This is a genomic window from Afipia sp. GW821-FHT14H12 (assembly GCF_058803465.1).
In genome coordinates this window covers 720,111-737,095 of the sequence record NZ_JBXAOZ010000001.1, presented here as the reverse complement: position 1 = coordinate 737,095, position 16,985 = coordinate 720,111, and the positions used below count along the sequence as shown (strand labels likewise).

Below are 16,985 nucleotides of genomic sequence, written 5' to 3'. Positions count from 1 at the left end.
GGATTGCCGGGTCAAGCCCGGCAATGACAGCCTCTTTTATTCCAGCGCGCCCGTAAGGTTTGGACTTACAGGGAGCGCTGAATGGTCTCCACGCGATAACATTCGATCACGTCGCCAGGGCGCATGTCTTGATAGTTCTCGAACGACATGCCGCATTCCTGACCGGCGACGACTTCCTTGGCGTCATCCTTGAAGCGCTTGAGCTGTGACAGCTTGCCCTCGTGGATCACGACGTTGTCGCGGATCAGGCGGACATTGGCGCCGCGCTCGACGGTGCCGTCGGTCACGCGGCAACCGGCGATCTTGCCGACCTTGGAGATGTGGAAGACTTCGAGCACCTGCGCGTTGCCGAGCATGGTTTCGCGCAAGGTCGGCGCGAGCAGGCCCGACATTGCCTTCTTCACGTCGTCCACGAGGTCGTAGATGATGTTGTAGTAGCGGATTTCGATGCCGTCGCGCTTGGCGAGCGCCGCCGCTTCCTTGTTGGCGCGGACGGAGAAGCCGATGATCGCGGCGTTGAAGCCTTCCGCGAGCGTGACGTCCGATTCCGAGATGCCGCCGACGCCCGCATGCAGGATGCGCGCGGCGACTTCCTCGGTGCCGAGCTTGTCGAGCGAGCCGATGATGGCTTCCAGCGAGCCCTGCACGTCGGCCTTCACCACCAGCGGGAAGTCCTTGCGGCCCGAGGTCTTGAGCTGGCTCATCATCTGTTCGAGCGAGCCGCGCATGCCGGCCGAGGTGGCCGCCGACTTCTCGCGCTTCTGGTGGGCGCGATATTCGGTGACCTGACGGGCGCGCGCTTCGTTCTCGACTACGGCGAGACGGTCGCCGGCTTCCGGCGGGCCGTTGAAGCCGAGGACTTCCACCGGCATCGAAGGACCGGCTTCCTGAATGGTCTGGCCCTGATCGTTGATCAGCGCACGGACACGACCCATCTCCGCGCCCGCGACGATGATGTCGCCGACGCGCAGGGTGCCGCGCTGCACGAGCACGGTCGCGACCGGACCGCGGCCGCGATCGAGCTTGGCTTCGATCACGGTGCCTTCGGCCGGACGATCCGGGTTGGTCTTAAGTTCGAGCAGTTCGGCCTGCAGCGCGATCATCTCGAGCAGCTTGTCGAGGTTGGTCTTGTTCTTGGCCGAGACTTCGACATCGACGACATCGCCGCCGAAGGATTCGACCTGCACTTCGTGCTGCAAGAGTTCGGTACGCACGCGCTCGGGCTTGGCATCCGGCTTGTCGATCTTGTTGATCGCCACGATCATCGGAACCTTCGCCGCCTTGGCGTGGTTGATGGCCTCGATGGTCTGCGGCATCACGCCGTCATCGGCAGCGACGACGAGGATGACGATGTCGGTGACCTTGGCGCCGCGCGCGCGCATCGCGGTGAACGCGGCGTGGCCGGGCGTGTCGATAAAGGTGATCTTGGCGCCCGAAGGCGAGGTCACCTGATAGGCGCCGATGTGCTGGGTGATGCCGCCGGCTTCGCCGCTCACCACGTTGGCGTGACGCAGCGCGTCGAGCAGCGACGTCTTGCCGTGGTCGACGTGACCCATCACGGTGACGACCGGCGCGCGCGGCGTGGTGTCGGAGGCGCGATCCTCGGCGACATCGAACAGGCCTTCTTCCACGTCAGACGCAGCGACACGCTTGACGGTGTGGCCCATTTCTTCCGCGATGAGCTGCGCGGTATCGGCGTCGATGGTGTCGGTGATCTTGACGAGCTGACCCTGCTTCATCAGCAGCTTGACGAGATCGACCGAGCGCTCCGCCATGCGGTTCGCCAGTTCCTGCAGCGTGATCGCTTCCGGAATGATGACTTCGCGGACGAGCTTTTCCTTCGGTTCGTTCGACTGGTGGCCCTTGGTCAGGCGCTGGGTGCGGCGGCGGAACGAGGCGATCGAACGCTCGCGTACGTCGTCGGCATTCAGAGCGGTGGTCAGCGTCAGGCGGCCGCGCTGCTTGGCAGGGCCGGGCTTCTGTGTGGTCTTCGGTGGCGTAACGGCGCGGATCGCACCGCCGGGTCCGCGACGGACGCGCGGCGCCTCGTCTTCATCGGAGCCATCGGCGGCGACAGGCGCGCGCGCGGCCGGCGTACTGGCGCGTGCGGCGGGAGCCGCAGCGGTCGCCGGCTTGGCTTCAGCTTCGCCGAACCGCTTCTTGGCTTCGCGCTCGGCCTTGGCCTTGGCCTCGGCTTCGACGCGATGGCGTTCTTCCTCAGCTTTGCGGCGTGCCTCGGCGGCCTCGCGCTCCTGCTGTTCCTTGTATTCCTTGGTGTTGCGGCGGGCGGCTTCTGCTTCCGCGGCGCGGCGTTCTTCTTCCTCGCGGACGCGCGCATCGGCGAGCGCGCTCGCACGCGCGCTCTGCTCGTCTTCGGTCAACGTGCGCAATACCATCCCGGAAGGGCGGGCCGGGGCCTTCGGCGCGGGCGCGCGCGGCGCGGCAGGAGCGGCTGCCGGAGCGGCAGGTGCTTCGGCTGCGGGAGCCGGCGCGGGATCGCCCGCGAGACGCCGCTTGGTCTTCTTCTCGACCACTACCGATTTGCTGCGGCCGTGGCTGAAGCTCTGGCGCACCACGCCGGTCTCTGTGCGCGGTTTCAGCGACAGAGTTTTCGAACCGACGCTCAGCGGCTTGTCGCCAGGATTTTTCGTATCAGGCATTCAACAGTCCAATCTCGTTCGGTGCGCCGCGACGCGGCCCGTTAGTTGCTACCCGTCTTGCTGTCCATCGCGCCGTCCGAAGTGCGGAAACGGTCGAGGGTTCGCCAGCGGGAAAGGAAGGTTTTCGTCGCAGGCCCTGAAAGCAGGGCTGCATGTACCACATTTGACCGCCCAAGGGCCAAATCCAATTCATCGGTTTTGAAGCCCTGAATCCTAGGTGAATCCGCCATTTGCGGGTTTTTCCCCGCAGCGGAGGCCCATTTTGCGTCGAGTTTGCGGATTCCGTCGTCGGCGCCGTCGCTGGCATGGATCAGCGCCACGGCTTCGCCGGCCGCGATCGCGTCGTCGACCTTGCCGAAACCACAGACGATTTCGCCGGCCTTGCCCACCATCGCGAGCGCATCGAGCACGCTGCGCGCCAGCAGGATATCGGTCTGCGCCGCCAGATCGGGCGGCAGCATCACGGCGCGCCTGAAGGCCTTGGCGAACAGGCCGCGCTTCGCGGCCTCGGCGACCATGGTCCGCGACAGCGACACCCACAGGCCCCGGCCCGGCAGCTTGCGCCGCACGTCCGGGACCACCTCGCCCGCAGGCGAGAGCACGAAGCGGATCAGCTCATCGGTGCCCTTCACCTGCCGCGAGACGACGCACGTCCGCGCGCTCCCGGGCTTGGCCCGGGGACCGCGATCGAGGTCCGTTGTCTCGGAGGTGGCAAACATCGATGGGCATGTCCTTTATGCCGGATGATCTTCGGACGCGGCTTCTTCCGCTTCCGCAGGTTTGGCGAGATCGGCTTCGGTGATCCAGCCAGCCGCAAGACGCGCCTGCATGATGATCGCCTCCGCTTCGTCGCGCGAGGTTTCGCTCGCATCGAGGAAGCCCGCATGCTTGACGGTTTCGCCGTCCTTGCGCTCCACCCAGCCGACCAGATCGTCGGTGGCGCAGCCGGCCAGATCCTCGACCGTCTTGACGTCGTTCTCGCCGAATTTGACCAGCATCTTGCCGGTCACGCCCGGAATATCCTTCAGAGCATCGTCCACGCCGAGTTCTTTCCGCTTCGCTTCCAACTCGGCATCGAGCTGTTCGAGATATTCGCGCGCGCGGCTCTGCAGCTCGTTAGCGGTTTCCTCGTCGAAGCCCTCAATGCCCGCGAGTTCGCGGACATCGACCAGGGCGAGTTCCTCGACTGAGGAGAAGCCTTCCGACGCCAGCAACTGGCCGACCACTTCGTCGACGTTGAGCGCTTCCATGAACACGCGCGTGGAATTCTCGAAATCCGCCTGGCGGCGTTCCGATTCTTCCTGCTCGGTCAGGATGTCAATGTCCCAGCCCGTAAGCTGCGATGCGAGGCGCACGTTCTGGCCGCGGCGTCCGATCGCAAGGGATAATTGGGTATCCGGCACCACGACTTCAATGCGTTCGCGGTCTTCGTCGATGACGACCTTGGCGACTTCGGCCGGAGCCAGCGCGTTGACGACGAAGGTCGCGATATCGGGCGACCACGGAATGATGTCGATCTTCTCACCCTGCAGTTCGTTCACCACCGCCTGCACGCGCGAACCGCGCATGCCGACGCAGGCGCCGACCGGATCGACCGAGGAATCGCGGGAGATCACGCCGATCTTGGCGCGCGAACCCGGATCGCGGGCAACCGCCTTGATCTCGACGATGCCGTCGTAGATTTCCGGCACTTCCTGCGCGAACAGCTTCGCCATGAACTGCGGATGGGTGCGGGACAGGAAGATCTGCGGACCACGGGTTTCGCGGCGCACGTCGAAGATGTAGGCGCGGATGCGGTCGCCGTTGCGCAGCGCTTCGCGCGGCAGCATTTCGTCGCGGCGCACGATGGCTTCGCCGCGTCCGAGATCGACGATGACGCTACCGTATTCGACACGCTTGACGATGCCGTTAACGATCTCGCCGATGCGGTCCTTGAATTCCTGATACTGCCGGTCGCGCTCGGCCTCGCGCACCTTCTGCACGATCACCTGCTTGGCGGACTGCGCGGCGATGCGGCCATATTCCAGCGGTGGCAGGGTGTCGGCGATGGTGTCGCCGATCTGTGCGGTCGGATTGGCGCGCTGCGCGTCCTTCAGCGAAATCTGGTTGGCGGCGTTCTCGACCGTCTCCACCACCAGCATGTGGCGCGACAGACGAAGCTCGCCCTTCTTGGCGTCGATCTCCGCATGTACGTCGGTTTCGGAACCGTAACGGGCCCGTGCCGCTTTCGCGATGGCGTCTTCCATCGCGGCGATCACGATCGAACGGTCGATCGACTTCTCGCGTGCGACGGCATCGGCGATTTGCAGCAGTTCCAGTTTGTTGGCGCTGACAGCGGCCATGGCTTACTCTCCTTCGTGGGGATCGGATTCGGCTGCGCGCCGTTTGGCGTCGGCGGCAAGCCTGTGAGCTTTGGTGTTCTTGGGCAATGGTTTCTTCGGTTTCGGTTGGCGCGGCTTCGCCTTGTCTCGCATTTCGCGCGCTTTCTTGGCGTGCGGCGGAGGAGGCGGTAGCACGCCTGCATTCTCAAGCTGCTCGCGTTCGGCGTCACGGCCGCGGCGCATGGATTCGGCGATCAGTTCGTTGGTCAGAACGAGATTTGCGCTTGCGATGTCCGCGAGCGGCAATTGCACATCCGCTTCCTGCGCGCCCTTGTGTTCCTTCACGTCATCTCGCGTGATGCGCACGAGCCCGTCTTCGATGCCCTCCAGCGTGCCGCGAAAGCGCTTGCGGCCATCGTGCGGCACGGACATTTCGATCTTCACAAGGTGGCCGGTATAGCGTTCGAAATCCGACTGCCGCACCAGCGGCCGGTCGATGCCGGGAGAGGAAATCTCAAGCCGGTAAGCGCGCTGGATCGGGTCGGCGACATCCATCACCGGCGACAGCGCCTTGGAGATCGCTTCGCAATCGTCAATCAGCATGGTGCCATCCGGCCGTTCGGCCATGATCTGCACGGTGCAGCCGGCTTCTCCGGAAATCTTGATGCGTACCAGTTGGTAGCCGAGCCCTTCGAGCACTGGCTCGGCGATCGCCGCCACCCGCGCCGCGACACCCGGCTCGACGACCAGGCGGCGTTCGACCGCAGGCATGGTCTCAGCAGGCATGTCGGTCTCGGCAATGGAAGTGGGTTCGGTCATGTCGGGCGTCAGCGGGTCCGTCTCTATGGTTAAGAAAAGGTTCCGTTACGCTGCCGGAGCAGCGCCGGTTTGTCGCGGCAGGAGCATCGTTTCTCCTGCGGCTCAGGCGACCGCGCCGGGTAACAAAAAAGAGCGGGTCCGGAAGGGCCCACTCTCCTACGCGATCGTATGAGATGATTATTGTGCGGGGATATACTCCGTTTCCGCCCCCCCGGCAAGGGCCGACCGGGAACTCGGCGGAAATGAATGATCGGCTAAACCCTTCATTCATGAGCGGTCTCTAGATTGGGGACCGCGCTCGAATCCCGCGCGGACCCGATTTGATGGCAGTTACGTCCCTGATCCCTGAACTCGACGCGATCGCAAAAAGCGGCTCTGCGGAAAAGCGCGCGACCGCGATCACGAAGCTTGCCGAACTGTTCGTGCAGGGCGCTCCGATTTTTGGTCCGCAACACATCGAACTGTTCGACGGCATCCTGATCGGTCTCGTGCCTGCGGCCGAGCCTGCGGCCCGCGCTGGCGTGGCTGCGCGTTTTGCGAGCCTGTCCAATGCACCGCCCGGCGTCGTCAATTATCTCGCGCGGGAAGACGAAATCCGTATCGCGGGCCCGATCCTGAGCCGCTCGCCCTTGATCGACGAAGATCTGCTGATGGAAATCGCGCGCGCCAAGGGTCAGGCGCATCTGGCGGCGATCTCCGAACGCGACACGCTTGCGGCGCCGCTGACCGATGTGATCCTGCGCCGCGCCGATCGCGAAGTGGTGCGTGTGCTGGCGAAAAATTCAGGCGCTACGTTTTCCGCGGCGGGATATTCGGGTTTGATCAATCGCGCGGTCGATGACGGCGTGCTGGCGCTGTCACTCGGGCAACGTGAAGACATCTCGCCCGATGGCTTGAAGGAGTTGCTGTCGAGGTCGGTGGACATCGTGCGCCGCCGGATGTTCGAGACGGCGAAGCCGAAGCAGCGGCTTGCGATCAATCAGGCGATGCTGGAAATTTCCTCGGCACCGCGCGCGCGGCTCGTGAAGCGCGACTTCGCGCCAGCGCAGCGGCTCATTCTGGCGTTGCATCAGTCCGGCGGTTTGAACGAGGCGGCGCTGCTCAACTTCGCCAAGGAACACAAATACGAAGAGGCCGTCGCCGCACTGTCGGCGATGTCCGGCGTACGGCTTGCGACGGTCGATCAGTTGATCCTCGGCGACCGCTACGATCCGATCCTCCTGATCGCACGCGCGATCGGTCTGGAATGGGCGACGGCGCGCGCACTGATCGTGTTGCGTCTGGGGCCGGGCAAGATGCCCTCGCCGCCGGATATCGAGGAAGCGCGCCTCAACTATGAGCGGCTTTCGACCGCCACCGCGCAGCGCGTGCTGGTGTTCTGGCGGGCGCGCGAAAAGTAAGCCTCTACCAAGGCTCAATCAAATCCGCTGAAAACGTAAGTAAGATGCCTTGCGGCCTTCCCGCGTGGCCTTCGCACCGTAGCGCGTCATGGTGTAGCCCGGCCACGGCGAGCGCCAGTCGTCGGCGCGTTCCGCAAGCCAGAGAAAATCCTCTGCGCCCTGCATGTGCCACAGCGTCCATGACGTGTAGTCGTCGATGTCGCAGACGAACCGGAATTCGCCGTGCGCGGTCAGCGCGCGAGCCATCGCCGCAATCGTGGCGTCCTGCACGAAGCGGCGCTTCCAGTGCCGCCGCTTCGGCCACGGGTCGGGATGAATCAGATCGATCCGTGCCAGCGATTGCGGCGGCACCCATGCGAGCAATTCAGCAGCGTCGCCCGCGAACAGACGGATATTGGAAAGACCGCGAGCTTCGATTTGCGCGAGAATTTTCGCCATGCCGTTGACATAGGGCTCGCAGCCGATGAAGCCGGTGTCGGGAGATGCCGCGGCCTCGGCAAGCAGATGCTCGCCGCCGCCAAAGCCGATCTCAAGGCGAACGGCATTCGTGCCTGCGGGAAACAATGCGGTCAAAGTTGCAGGGGCCGGCGTGCCGATGTCGAGCGCAAGGCGCGGCAGCAAGTCCTCGATCAGCGAGGCATGATGCGGGCGCAGCTTGTGGCCTTTGCGGCGTCCGAAGAAGGACCGCGAGGGCGCGTCATGGTTATGGTTGTCCGGCATATCGGAGAGAGCCTTGATAGGAAGAGGACGCAAAAGAACCCTGCGTCAGGTCCGCTCGCAATAAAAGGCTCGAAGCAAAAAGGGAAATCCAAAAATCGCAAGCCAAGCCTATTACAAGCCTGGCCTGCGGTTAGGACGGGTTCTGTGTTCCGGCGATCTGCTCGACAAGGTCGACGATGCTGCGGCGGAGCTTCGCGTCCGTGATCTTCGTGAATGCACGCGTCAGCGCCAGTCCCTCGGACGTCGCGAGAAAGTCCGAGACATAAGCCGGAGAGGGGGCTTCGCCGAGGCCCTCGACGCTGGTGTTGCTGGTCGGTCCGCCCTCGAACAGAAACGAGACCGGTACCTGCAGGATATCGGCGATCTGGTGCAGGCGGCTCGCGCCGATGCGGTTGGTGCCTTTTTCGTATTTCTGGATTTGCTGGAAAGTCAGTCCGAGCGCGTCGCCGAGCTTCTCCTGGCTCAGTCCCAGCATGATGCGACGCATCCGCACGCGGCTGCCAACATATTTGTCGACCGGGTTTGGCGTTTTCGCCGACATTCAAGTGCCCCTGACGGACCGTGAGAAGAGTACGATATTCTCCGACTAAGCTACTTTTTCGAGCTTCGTCAAATTTCCGCTCTGACCCATATGGTCGCAATGGCGAGCTGTGGCGAAGATAGAGCCATTCACGCCAATAAAACGGGTTAAATGGAGGCGGTTTTCAGCACTGTCTCACTATTTGATATCGTTCCTGCGCGGGCGATCAGGCTTCGCGGCGCCGCCGCACCAGGACGACAAGTGCCGAGAGCACGACCATGATAGCGAGCGGCATATGTCGCCAGTGCGAGAAAACCGTCGGCGGTAATGCTACGGGCAATGCTGAATCCAGAACGGCTTCTTGACCAAGCGCAAGGTGGCCGACTTCACGCCCGACGGGGTCGATCACCCCGGAAATTCCGGTATTGGCGCTGCGCACGATCGGCAGCCCCTCCTCGATGGCGCGCAAGCGTGCCATCTGAAGATGCTGATAGGGGCCTGTGCTGTTTCCGAACCAGCCATCATTGGTCAGGTTGACGATCCAGCCCGGCCGCTCACCCGTGGGCACGATGGCATCGGAGAAGGCGACCTCGTAGCAGATCAGCGGGAGGACGCGCGGCGCGCCGGGAATGGCCATGGTGCGCCGGCGGGCGCCAGGAATGAAGCCGCCTTGCACCTTGGTGAGTTGCTGGAAGCCGAGTTTCTCAAGCGTGCTTTGAAACGGCAAATATTCGCCGAACGGAACCAGATGCAGCTTGTCGTAGATCGAGAGAATGTCGCCGTCGTGATTGATGACGTAGATCGAGTTGTAGGCCTTGGTCGGCCGCACCGCCGGCGACAGATTGGGCGCGCGCACCGCGCCGGTGATGAGCGTGGTCTGCGGCGGCAGGAAGTTCGCGATCTTGGCAAGCTCGGCTGGTTCGCGCGTCAGGAAGAACGGAAACGCCGATTCCGGCCAGATCAGGATCGTGGCGTCGCGCACGCCGCTGGTCTGCGGGCCAGTGGCGCGGTCCGACAGCGCCATGTATCTCGCGAGCACGTCGTCCTTGGCGGAGTAGTTGAACTTCACGTCCTGCTGCAGGTTCGGCTGCATCAGCCGCAGCTTCACGCCGCTCACGAATTGCGTCGGGTGACGGTCGAGCCGCCATGCGCCATAGCCGCCACTGGCGGCGAGCAGGACAAGAGAGAGGGCGAACGGCAGCCACGGCCGTTTCGTGCGGGCGCGGTCGTCGATCAGGGTCGCGGGGCTGGCAAAGATCGCGATCGCGAGGAAACTCACGCCCCAGATACCGATCAATGATGCGGCCTGCGCCATCGCCAATGGCTCGGCGAGTGCGTAGCCGAACAGGTTCCACGGAAAGCCGGACAGGATATGGCCGCGTAGCCATTCGCTGACGGTGAGCGCAACCGCCAGCGACAGCAAACGTGACCAGTCCTTCGTCCAGATCAGCCGCGCCAGCGCGCAGCCCGCAGCCATGAACAGCGCGAGCAGCGCTGGCAGACCAAGGATCGCAAGCGGCAGTAGCCAGGCGAAGGTTTCGGCATCGACAAGAAACGCGTTGCCGATCCAGTACAGTCCGGCGACGAAATAGCCGAGACCGAACCACCATCCGGCGATGGCGGCACTGACCACGCCGCGCCGGCCGGGGCCGGTCCCATCGATCAGCCAGACCAGCACTGGGAAAGTGATGAACAGAACAGGCCATGCGTTGAAAGGTGCCATCGCCAGCGCGGAGCTGGCGCCTGCGACAAGCGCGATGGCCGCGCGCCGCCAGCCCCAGCTCAGGATCGTGGCGCGTGCGGGTGAGTGTAGGGCGGTGGCCACGCTCATGTATTCGTCTCTCCACCCGACGGCGGCTTTGTCGGCGCCTGTTCGGCGGATGGTTCGCGGCGGCGTCCGTCGCGCGGCGGGCGGCCGCTGGCTTCTTCCTTGCGGATGCCGATGCGCACGCGCTTGACGCGACGCGGATCGGCATCGAGCACCTCGATCTCGAATTCGCCGGGGCCTGGAATGATTTCACCGCGCACCGGGAAGCGGCCGACCTGATTGACGATGTAGCCGCCGAGCGTATCGACTTCCTCACCGGCCTCGCCGGTGTTGAACGTGTCGCCGACCACGGATTGTACGTCCTCGAGGCTGGCGCGCCCGTCGGCGATGAAGGAGTTGTCAGCCTGGCGCACCACGGAAGGCGTTTCGTCGCTGTCGTGTTCGTCGTCGATTTCTCCGACGATCTGCTCGACAATGTCCTCGATCGAAACGAGGCCGTCGGTGCCACCATATTCGTCGACAACCAATGCAAGATGAATGCGGGTCGCCTGCATCTGCGCCAGCAGATCAATCGCGGGCATCGACGGCGGCACGTACAAAAGCTCGCGCATGATGGCGGTGTCCGCGAGCTGAATGGCGAGATTGACGGATTTCAGATCGAGGCCGGCCGGAAACGGCTTCTTGCGCTTGGCGTTCACCTCGGGATCCACCTTGGCCTTAGAGGTGATGAAGGCGACGAGATCGCGGATGTGGACGATGCCCTCGGGTTCGTCGAGCGTGTCGTTGTAGACGACGAGGCGGGAGTGGCCCGCGCTCTCGAACAGCGACATCAGTTCAGCCAATGAAATGTCGCGGCGCACGGCGACGATGTCGGCGCGCGGCACCATGACGTCGGCGATGCGGCGATCGTGCAGCGACAGGATGTTGCGCAGCATAGTGCGCTCGACCGCGGTGAAGCTGGTCTCGTCGTCGGGCGCGGTCGCGTCGAGCACGACCTGAATGTCGGCGCGCGCGGAGCCGGCCTTCCAGCCGAACAATGAACGGATCGCGCGCGAGAGCCAGGATTCGGCGGCCGGGCGCAGCACTTCGCCCTGCTGCACCGGCACGGGCAGCGTGGTGGTCGAGGGGGTAGGCGTTGTTGCGCTATGGTCGGAGTCGTTCGTCACTACTTTGCCTGGTCGCTGGTGAGATAGGGGTCGGCGATGCCGAGCTTCGCCAGAATGTCCCGCTCCAGTCCCTCCATCTCCTCGGCCTCGTCATCGTCGAGATGGTCGTAGCCGAGCAGGTGCAGGAAGCCATGAATGGCGAGATGACTCAAATGGTTTTGGAACGGCTTGCCTTCCGTCTCCGCCTCAAAGCGCGTCGTCTCATAGGCGATGGCGATGTCGCCCAGCATCAAGGGCTGCGGCGTTGCGCCGGGCGGCTGTGCAGCCGGAAAGGACAGCACGTTGGTCGCCTTGTCCTGGTCGCGCCATTCCTTATTCAGTTCGCGAATGCGCGCGTCGTCTGTCAGCATCACCGCGACTTCGGTATCCTCTGCGGGCAATTCGACGAATGAGGCGGCGGCCGCGATGGCGCGCTGGATAACGTCTTCGGCATCAGCCTGCGCCTGCCAGCAATCGGCGGCAATCAGGACATCGGCGGTGGGAGGACGCGGCATCGTCTCAGGCAGGCTTGGCCGGAGAGGCGGGGCGCGGCCCGCCTTCATAGGCAGCGACAATGCGCGCAACCAGTTCGTGACGAATCACGTCTTCGGCGGCGAACGTCACCTGCGCGATGCCTTCCACGCCGGACAGCAACCGTGAGGCTTCCGCGAGGCCGGATTGCTGGCCGTTCGGCAGATCGACCTGGCTCGGGTCGCCGGTGATGATCATGCGACTGTTTTCGCCAAGGCGCGTCAGAAACATCTTCATCTGCATCGACGTCGTGTTCTGCGCTTCGTCGAGAATGATCGCGGCGTTGGTCAGCGTGCGTCCGCGCATGAAGGCGAGCGGCGCGATTTCGATCTCTCCGCTTTGCAGTGCGCGCTCGACCACGCGCGAATCCATCAGGTCGTAAAGCGCGTCGTAGATCGGGCGCAGATATGGGTCGACCTTCTCGCGCATGTCGCCGGGCAGGAAGCCGAGCCGTTCGCCCGCCTCCACCGCAGGCCGCGACAGGATAATGCGATCGACTTCCTTGCGTTCGAACAGCTGGCAGGCCTGCGCCACTGCGAGCCAGGTCTTGCCGGTGCCGGCGGGGCCGATGCCGAACACGAGTTCGTTGCGCTTCAGCGCGCGGATATAGGCGTCCTGCGCGGCGGTGCGGGCACGGACCGGGCGCTTGCGCAGATTGATTTCCTCGAACGAAGTTTTCCCCGTGCGCGTCTCGAAATCGAACAGCGAGCCCTGCGCGAGGATGGCGCGGATCGCGCCCTCGACATCGCCATGGCTGATATCTGTTGCGGCGAGCGCCTGCTTGTAGAGCGTTTCGAGCACGCGCCGCGCCGCATCGCAGCCATCGCGTGAGCCCGCGATGGTGACGTGGTTGCCGCGTGAATCAGCGACCACGCCGAGGCGGCGTTCGATCAGCGCAAGGTGCTGGCCATAAGGTCCCACCAGCGCAGAGGCCGCACGGTTGTCGTCGAAGGCGACGACGATCTGTGTTTCCGGTGAGGAGGAAGGGTCGCGATCGGATTTGCGGCCGGGAGCGAGTGAAGGTGAATCCGCTGCGCTTTTAGGCAAAGGTTTCAGGCTCCGTTGCAGGGATCGAAATGGGTGCGCGGGATGTATCCGTCGCATGCGTGGACGCAAGCCTGCCCTTGAGGCTGTAGCGCTCCAGACTGTCGATGGTGACCGGCAAAACCTGGCCGATGATGTCTGCCGGTGCCATCACATGCGCCGGTTGCAGATAAGCGGTGCGGCCGACGATCTGGCCCGGCTCGCGCGCCGCGCGTTCGAACAGCACCTCGACCGTCTGGCCGATGGCAGCCCTGTTGAAGCTCGCCTGCTGGGCGTCGATCAAGGCCTGGAGTCGTGCCAGGCGCTCGTCCATCACCGCTGCTGGAACCGCCAAGGCCGTGTCCGTCTCCTGCATGTCCGCCGCCGGAGTGCCCGGGCGGGGCGAATACTTGAACGAATAGGCGCCAGCGTAGCTGATTTGTGTGACGAGCGCGAGGGTATCGGAAAAATCCTGTTCGGTTTCACCCGGAAATCCGACGATGAAATCCGATGAGAACGCGATCTTTGGGGAGGCCTTCCGGAACCGCTCGATGGTGCGGATATAGTCAGCCGCGGTGTGTTTGCGGTTCATCGCCGCCAGAATCCGGTCGGAGCCCGATTGCACCGGCAGATGCACGAACGGCATCACGGCGGGAATGTCGCGGTGGGCCTCGATCAGTGAATCGTCCACATCGCGCGGGTGGCTGGTCGAATAACGCAGCCGCACGATGCCCGGAACGCCAGCGAGGTGATGCAGCAGGCGGCCGAGCGACCATGCCTGTCCGTTCGCGCCTTCGCCGTGATAGGCGTTGACGTTCTGGCCGATCAACGTGATCTCGCGCACGCCATTGTCCGCGAGGCGCTTCACGTCATCGACGATGGCGGCGACCGGCCGCGACACTTCCATGCCGCGCGTATAGGGCACGACGCAGAAGGTGCAGAATTTGTCGCAGCCTTCCTGCACCGTGACGAAGGACGAGATGCCGCGCGCGCGGATCGCCGCAGGCTTTGGCGCGGGGAGCGACGAGAATTTGTCTTGAATAGGAAATTCGGTTTCGATCGCGGGTGCGCCGTTGCGCGCCTTGGCCAGGAGTTTCGGCAGGTTGTGATAGCTCTGCGGACCGACCACCACGTCAACGGTCGAGGCGCGGCGGGTGATCTCCGCACCCTCGGCCTGCGCCACGCATCCGGCGACCGCGATCTTCATCTCGCGTCCCTCGCGCGCGGCCTCTTCCTTCATCACGCGCAGACGGCCGAGTTCGGAGAACACTTTCTCCGAGGCCTTCTCGCGAATGTGACAGGTGTTGAGGATGACGAGGTCGGCTTCATTGGCGTCCGCCGTCTCCACGAATCCCTCCGGCGCCAGCGTGTCCACCATGCGTTGCGCATCGTAGACGTTCATCTGGCAGCCGTAGGATTTGATGTGCAGCTTGCGCGGCGGCGTCATGAAAACCGGGTTGGTTGCGGCGGTGGCGGAAGGAGCAGGGCTCCTTTCGCGGCAAGCGCTTCAAATATAGCGGATCGGGACCCGAATCCAGCGATGAGAAGCCGCAAAACCTGCTGAAATTGATGGAAATTCAGCTTTTGTCGTCGTCGAGCGGGACGCAATATAGTTCCAGGCGGTGGTCCACCAGCCGGTAGCCGAGTTTCCGGGCGATCTCGGTCTGCAGCGTTTCGATCTGTTCGGACGTGAACTCGATCACCTTGCCGTCGCGCAGGTTGATGAGATGGTCGTGATGGTTGTCCGGCACCTGTTCGTAGCGCGCGCGGCCCTCGCGGAAATCGTGACGTTCGATGATGCCTGCATCCTCGAACAGCTTGACGGTGCGGTACACCGTCGAGATCGAGATCTTGTCGTCGACCGCGACGCAGCGCCGGTACAATTCTTCCACGTCGGGGTGGTCGTTGGACTCCGCCAGCACGCGCGCGATCACGCGGCGCTGCTCGGTCATGCGCATGCCGGTTGCGGCACAGCGCGACTCGATGTCGGTCGATGTCGAAGCGGAAACGGGTTTCGCGATGGGCATGGATGCTATTTTGCCATTGTGGGGCTACGACGACAAGTCGCGACGCATCACGATGGCATTTAATTGAGCGCCGCTGTCATCTTTATAATAGCGCTCACGCCGGCCCACGGTGCTGAAACCTGCCCTCGCATACAGCGCACGCGCGGGCTGGTTGTTTTCCTCGACTTCGAGAAAAACTGTCCGGATACCGGCGCCCGCGAGGTAGCCGAGATGGGTCTGGACGAGCGGGCCGGACAGGCCGCGTCCGCGCATGTTGGGCGCAATCGCGACCGACAGAATTTCCGCCTCGTCCGCCGCCATGCGCGAGAGGATGAAGCCTGCGATGGCGCGGCCCATCCGCAGCCTGTGTGCGAGCACGCTGCGGTCGGCCAGCAACTGCTCGAACTCACCGACATCCCATCCACGATGAAAGGATGCCTTGTGCAGCCGCGCCAGGGCGGGCGCGTCGCGCAAATTCGCGGGCTCAACCGCTGCATCGCCGCGCGATAGAAAAAGCGACAGCAATTTTGAGACGAGGCCCGGCATCAGCGTTGCGCCAGTTCGGCCTTGGTCTTGGCGTCGGGCGCACGCAGGTAATAAGGCCGTGGCGGCGCTTCATCGGGGTCCACGCTGGCGCCGAGCCATGCGACCCATGCGATGTCCGGCGCAGCCTGCCGGTCGACTGATGCGGGCGGCTCGAATTCCGGGGGCCATTGCGCCGCGATCATGTCGGCCGCATCGCCGACAATATGCGCAGGACCGAAGCGCGCAGCGCGGAAAACGTCCTCAAGAGGCATGATGGCGGGTTTGATGAGGCTCGTGCCGTCGCCGGAAAAGACCTGGGCGTAGACATGGCCATGGCGGGCATCGATCGCCGCGATCACCGGCGTTTCGCTTTCCCCGTCGATCAGCGGCGCGGCATAGGCAGCGAGTGTGGTGATGCCGACCACGGGGCGGTTGGCCGCAAGGCCAAGCCCGCGACCCGCTGAAATGCCGACCCGAAGCCCGGTGAAGCTGCCGGGGCCGACCGTGACCGCGATCCGGTCGAGCGCGGAATAAGAAAGGCTGGCCGCCTTCATCACCTCGTCGATCATCGGCATCAGCGCTTCGGCGTGGCCACGCTTCATCGGCAGGCTCTGCAGCGCGCGGAAGGCTTCCGCATCGGTGTCGAGCACCGCGGCAGCGCAGGATTCCAGCGCGGTATCGATGGCGAGAACGAGCATGATGGGCGAATAAGGTTTTCGTGAAAGGGCTAAATCGCAGGCTTCAAAGCCTGCCGGGATACGCAAGCATTCAGAAAAATAAATGGCCGGGTCAAGCCCGGCCATCGTCAAATCGTCACTCTCGCGCGTGCGAGGAAGACTTACATCGGCCTCACTTCGACAACGTCGGGCACGTAGTGCTTGAGCAGGTTCTGGATGCCGTGCTTCAGCGTCGCGGTCGAGGAGGGGCATCCCGAGCAGGAGCCCTTCATGTCGAGGAAAACGATGCCGTCCTTGAAGCCGCGGAAGGTGATGTCGCCGCCGTCGCTGGCGACCGCCGGGCGAACGCGGGTTTCCAGAATGTCCTTGATGATGCCGACAGTCTCGGCGTCGGCTTCGTTGAAGAATTCCTCGGCATGCGGTCCGGCATCCGGCTGCGCGCCGTCGGCAAGGATCGGCCCACCGGACATATAGTGTTCCATGATGGTGCCGAGGATGGCGGGCTTGAGATGCTGCCAGTCGCCGTCATCCTTGGTGACGGTGACGAAATCGGAACCGTAGAACACGCCGGTGACGCCGGGAATCTCGAACAGTTTCACTGCCAGCGGCGAGCGCGCGGCGCTGTCGCGGCTGGTGAATTCCATCGTGCCGCCTTCGAGCACGGTGCGGCCGGGCAGGAACTTCAGCGTCGCGGGATTGGGGGTAGCTTCGGTCTGGATAAACATGGGTGTCTCCAACGCATCGCCGGTTCAAGGCCGGCGCGATCGGGTTGCGGTGCCCTCTCCTAACAGATGGCGTTGTAAAAAGCACGATCAAGACGGTAACGCAGATGGCCGGCCTGAAATAAGGTTAGGAAGACAGGGGATTAGC

16 protein-coding genes are annotated in these 16,985 nt (G+C 63.8%); 1 reads left to right on the top strand and 15 read right to left on the bottom strand.

Annotated features, from left to right (window positions below):
- Positions 1 to 65: 65 nt before the first annotated feature.
- The 4 genes from infB to rimP are packed head-to-tail and all read right to left on the bottom strand — an operon-like array spanning position 66 to position 5,800.
- Positions 66 to 2,660, bottom strand: a complete 2,595-nt coding sequence (gene infB / locus AC1RNA_RS03675) for a translation initiation factor IF-2 (protein WP_009338795.1) — start codon at positions 2,658 to 2,660, stop codon at positions 66 to 68.
- 41 nt (positions 2,661 to 2,701) lie between these two features.
- The gene (locus AC1RNA_RS03670; RefSeq protein WP_009338796.1) at positions 2,702 to 3,379 is read right to left on the bottom strand and encodes an RNA-binding protein; all 678 of its coding nucleotides are present in this window, start codon (positions 3,377 to 3,379) and stop codon (positions 2,702 to 2,704) included.
- Positions 3,380 to 3,394: 15 nt separating this feature from the next.
- A complete protein-coding gene (gene nusA, locus AC1RNA_RS03665) occupies positions 3,395 to 5,002 on the bottom strand; it encodes a transcription termination factor NusA (RefSeq protein WP_009338797.1) in 1,608 nt (535 codons plus the stop codon).
- A 3-nt stretch (positions 5,003 to 5,005) separates the two neighbouring features.
- A complete protein-coding gene (gene rimP / locus AC1RNA_RS03660) occupies positions 5,006 to 5,800 on the bottom strand; it encodes a ribosome maturation factor RimP (protein WP_492950303.1) in 795 nt (264 codons plus the stop codon).
- 323 nt (positions 5,801 to 6,123) lie between these two features.
- Between rimP and AC1RNA_RS03655 the strand changes: the two genes are divergently transcribed.
- On the top strand, positions 6,124 to 7,200 hold the full coding sequence (locus AC1RNA_RS03655) for a DUF2336 domain-containing protein (protein ID WP_492950302.1): 1,077 nt from the start codon (positions 6,124 to 6,126) through the stop codon (positions 7,198 to 7,200).
- Positions 7,201 to 7,218: 18 nt separating this feature from the next.
- On the opposite strand, the gene trmB is transcribed toward AC1RNA_RS03655, so the two are convergent.
- The 11 genes from trmB to AC1RNA_RS03600 form a co-directional block, all read right to left on the bottom strand.
- On the bottom strand, positions 7,219 to 7,920 hold the full coding sequence (trmB, locus tag AC1RNA_RS03650; protein ID WP_492950301.1) for a tRNA (guanosine(46)-N7)-methyltransferase TrmB: 702 nt from the start codon (positions 7,918 to 7,920) through the stop codon (positions 7,219 to 7,221).
- Between the two features lie 130 nt (positions 7,921 to 8,050).
- Positions 8,051 to 8,461, bottom strand: a complete 411-nt coding sequence (locus AC1RNA_RS03645; RefSeq protein ID WP_009338801.1) for a helix-turn-helix domain-containing protein — start codon at positions 8,459 to 8,461, stop codon at positions 8,051 to 8,053.
- 205 nt (positions 8,462 to 8,666) lie between these two features.
- Entirely contained in the window at positions 8,667 to 10,271 is a 1,605-nt protein-coding gene (gene lnt, locus AC1RNA_RS03640) for an apolipoprotein N-acyltransferase (RefSeq protein WP_492950300.1), read from the bottom strand.
- Entirely contained in the window at positions 10,268 to 11,374 is a 1,107-nt protein-coding gene (locus AC1RNA_RS03635; protein WP_492950299.1) for a hemolysin family protein, read from the bottom strand. Before AC1RNA_RS03635 ends, lnt begins: the two co-directional genes overlap by 4 nt.
- Positions 11,374 to 11,868: an rRNA maturation RNase YbeY gene (gene ybeY / locus AC1RNA_RS03630; protein WP_492950298.1), complete on the bottom strand. Its 495-nt coding sequence runs from the start codon at positions 11,866 to 11,868 to the stop codon at positions 11,374 to 11,376. Before ybeY ends, AC1RNA_RS03635 begins: the two co-directional genes overlap by 1 nt.
- Positions 11,869 to 11,872: 4 nt before the next feature.
- Positions 11,873 to 12,931 (bottom strand): PhoH family protein, encoded by a 1,059-nt coding sequence (locus AC1RNA_RS03625; RefSeq protein WP_009338805.1) that lies wholly within the window; start codon positions 12,929 to 12,931, stop codon positions 11,873 to 11,875.
- Positions 12,924 to 14,354, bottom strand: coding sequence for a tRNA (N6-isopentenyl adenosine(37)-C2)-methylthiotransferase MiaB (miaB, locus tag AC1RNA_RS03620; protein WP_492950297.1), 1,431 nt, complete (start codon positions 14,352 to 14,354; stop codon positions 12,924 to 12,926). The genes AC1RNA_RS03625 and miaB overlap by 8 nt, the downstream gene beginning before the upstream one ends.
- 130 nt (positions 14,355 to 14,484) lie before the next feature.
- Positions 14,485 to 14,934: a Fur family transcriptional regulator gene (locus AC1RNA_RS03615; RefSeq protein ID WP_009338807.1), complete on the bottom strand. Its 450-nt coding sequence runs from the start codon at positions 14,932 to 14,934 to the stop codon at positions 14,485 to 14,487.
- 24 nt (positions 14,935 to 14,958) lie between these two features.
- Positions 14,959 to 15,459 carry a ribosomal protein S18-alanine N-acetyltransferase gene (gene rimI / locus AC1RNA_RS03610; RefSeq protein WP_492950296.1) on the bottom strand — a complete coding sequence of 167 codons (501 nt, stop codon included), beginning with the start codon at positions 15,457 to 15,459 and terminating at the stop codon, positions 14,959 to 14,961.
- Positions 15,459 to 16,136, bottom strand: coding sequence for a tRNA (adenosine(37)-N6)-threonylcarbamoyltransferase complex dimerization subunit type 1 TsaB (gene tsaB, locus AC1RNA_RS03605; RefSeq protein WP_492950295.1), 678 nt, complete (start codon positions 16,134 to 16,136; stop codon positions 15,459 to 15,461). Before tsaB ends, rimI begins: the two co-directional genes overlap by 1 nt.
- Before the next feature lie 140 nt (positions 16,137 to 16,276).
- Complete coding sequence (locus tag AC1RNA_RS03600; RefSeq protein ID WP_048757677.1) at positions 16,277 to 16,840, bottom strand: NifU family protein; 564 nt, start codon at positions 16,838 to 16,840, stop codon at positions 16,277 to 16,279.
- Positions 16,841 to 16,985: the final 145 nt, after the last annotated feature.

Bases quoted from the DNA above. Each gene is read 5' to 3' on its own strand.
- ybeY (WP_492950298.1), bottom strand. From the start codon at position 11,868: ATGCCGCGTCCTCCCACCGCCGATGTCCTGATTGCCGCCGATTGCTGG.
- AC1RNA_RS03670 (WP_009338796.1), bottom strand. From the start codon at position 3,379: ATGTTTGCCACCTCCGAGACAACGGACCTCGATCGCGGTCCCCGGGCC.
- rimP (WP_492950303.1), bottom strand. From the start codon at position 5,800: ATGACCGAACCCACTTCCATTGCCGAGACCGACATGCCTGCTGAGACC.
- infB (WP_009338795.1), bottom strand. From the start codon at position 2,660: ATGCCTGATACGAAAAATCCTGGCGACAAGCCGCTGAGCGTCGGTTCG.
- trmB (WP_492950301.1), bottom strand. From the start codon at position 7,920: ATGCCGGACAACCATAACCATGACGCGCCCTCGCGGTCCTTCTTCGGA.
- rimI (WP_492950296.1), bottom strand. From the start codon at position 15,459: ATGCCGGGCCTCGTCTCAAAATTGCTGTCGCTTTTTCTATCGCGCGGC.
- lnt (WP_492950300.1), bottom strand. From the start codon at position 10,271: ATGAGCGTGGCCACCGCCCTACACTCACCCGCACGCGCCACGATCCTG.
- AC1RNA_RS03600 (WP_048757677.1), bottom strand. From the start codon at position 16,840: ATGTTTATCCAGACCGAAGCTACCCCCAATCCCGCGACGCTGAAGTTC.
- tsaB (WP_492950295.1), bottom strand. From the start codon at position 16,136: ATGCTCGTTCTCGCCATCGATACCGCGCTGGAATCCTGCGCTGCCGCG.
- AC1RNA_RS03645 (WP_009338801.1), bottom strand. From the start codon at position 8,461: ATGTCGGCGAAAACGCCAAACCCGGTCGACAAATATGTTGGCAGCCGC.
- miaB (WP_492950297.1), bottom strand. From the start codon at position 14,354: ATGACGCCGCCGCGCAAGCTGCACATCAAATCCTACGGCTGCCAGATG.
- AC1RNA_RS03655 (WP_492950302.1), top strand. From the start codon at position 6,124: ATGGCAGTTACGTCCCTGATCCCTGAACTCGACGCGATCGCAAAAAGC.
- nusA (WP_009338797.1), bottom strand. From the start codon at position 5,002: ATGGCCGCTGTCAGCGCCAACAAACTGGAACTGCTGCAAATCGCCGAT.
- AC1RNA_RS03615 (WP_009338807.1), bottom strand. From the start codon at position 14,934: ATGCCCATCGCGAAACCCGTTTCCGCTTCGACATCGACCGACATCGAG.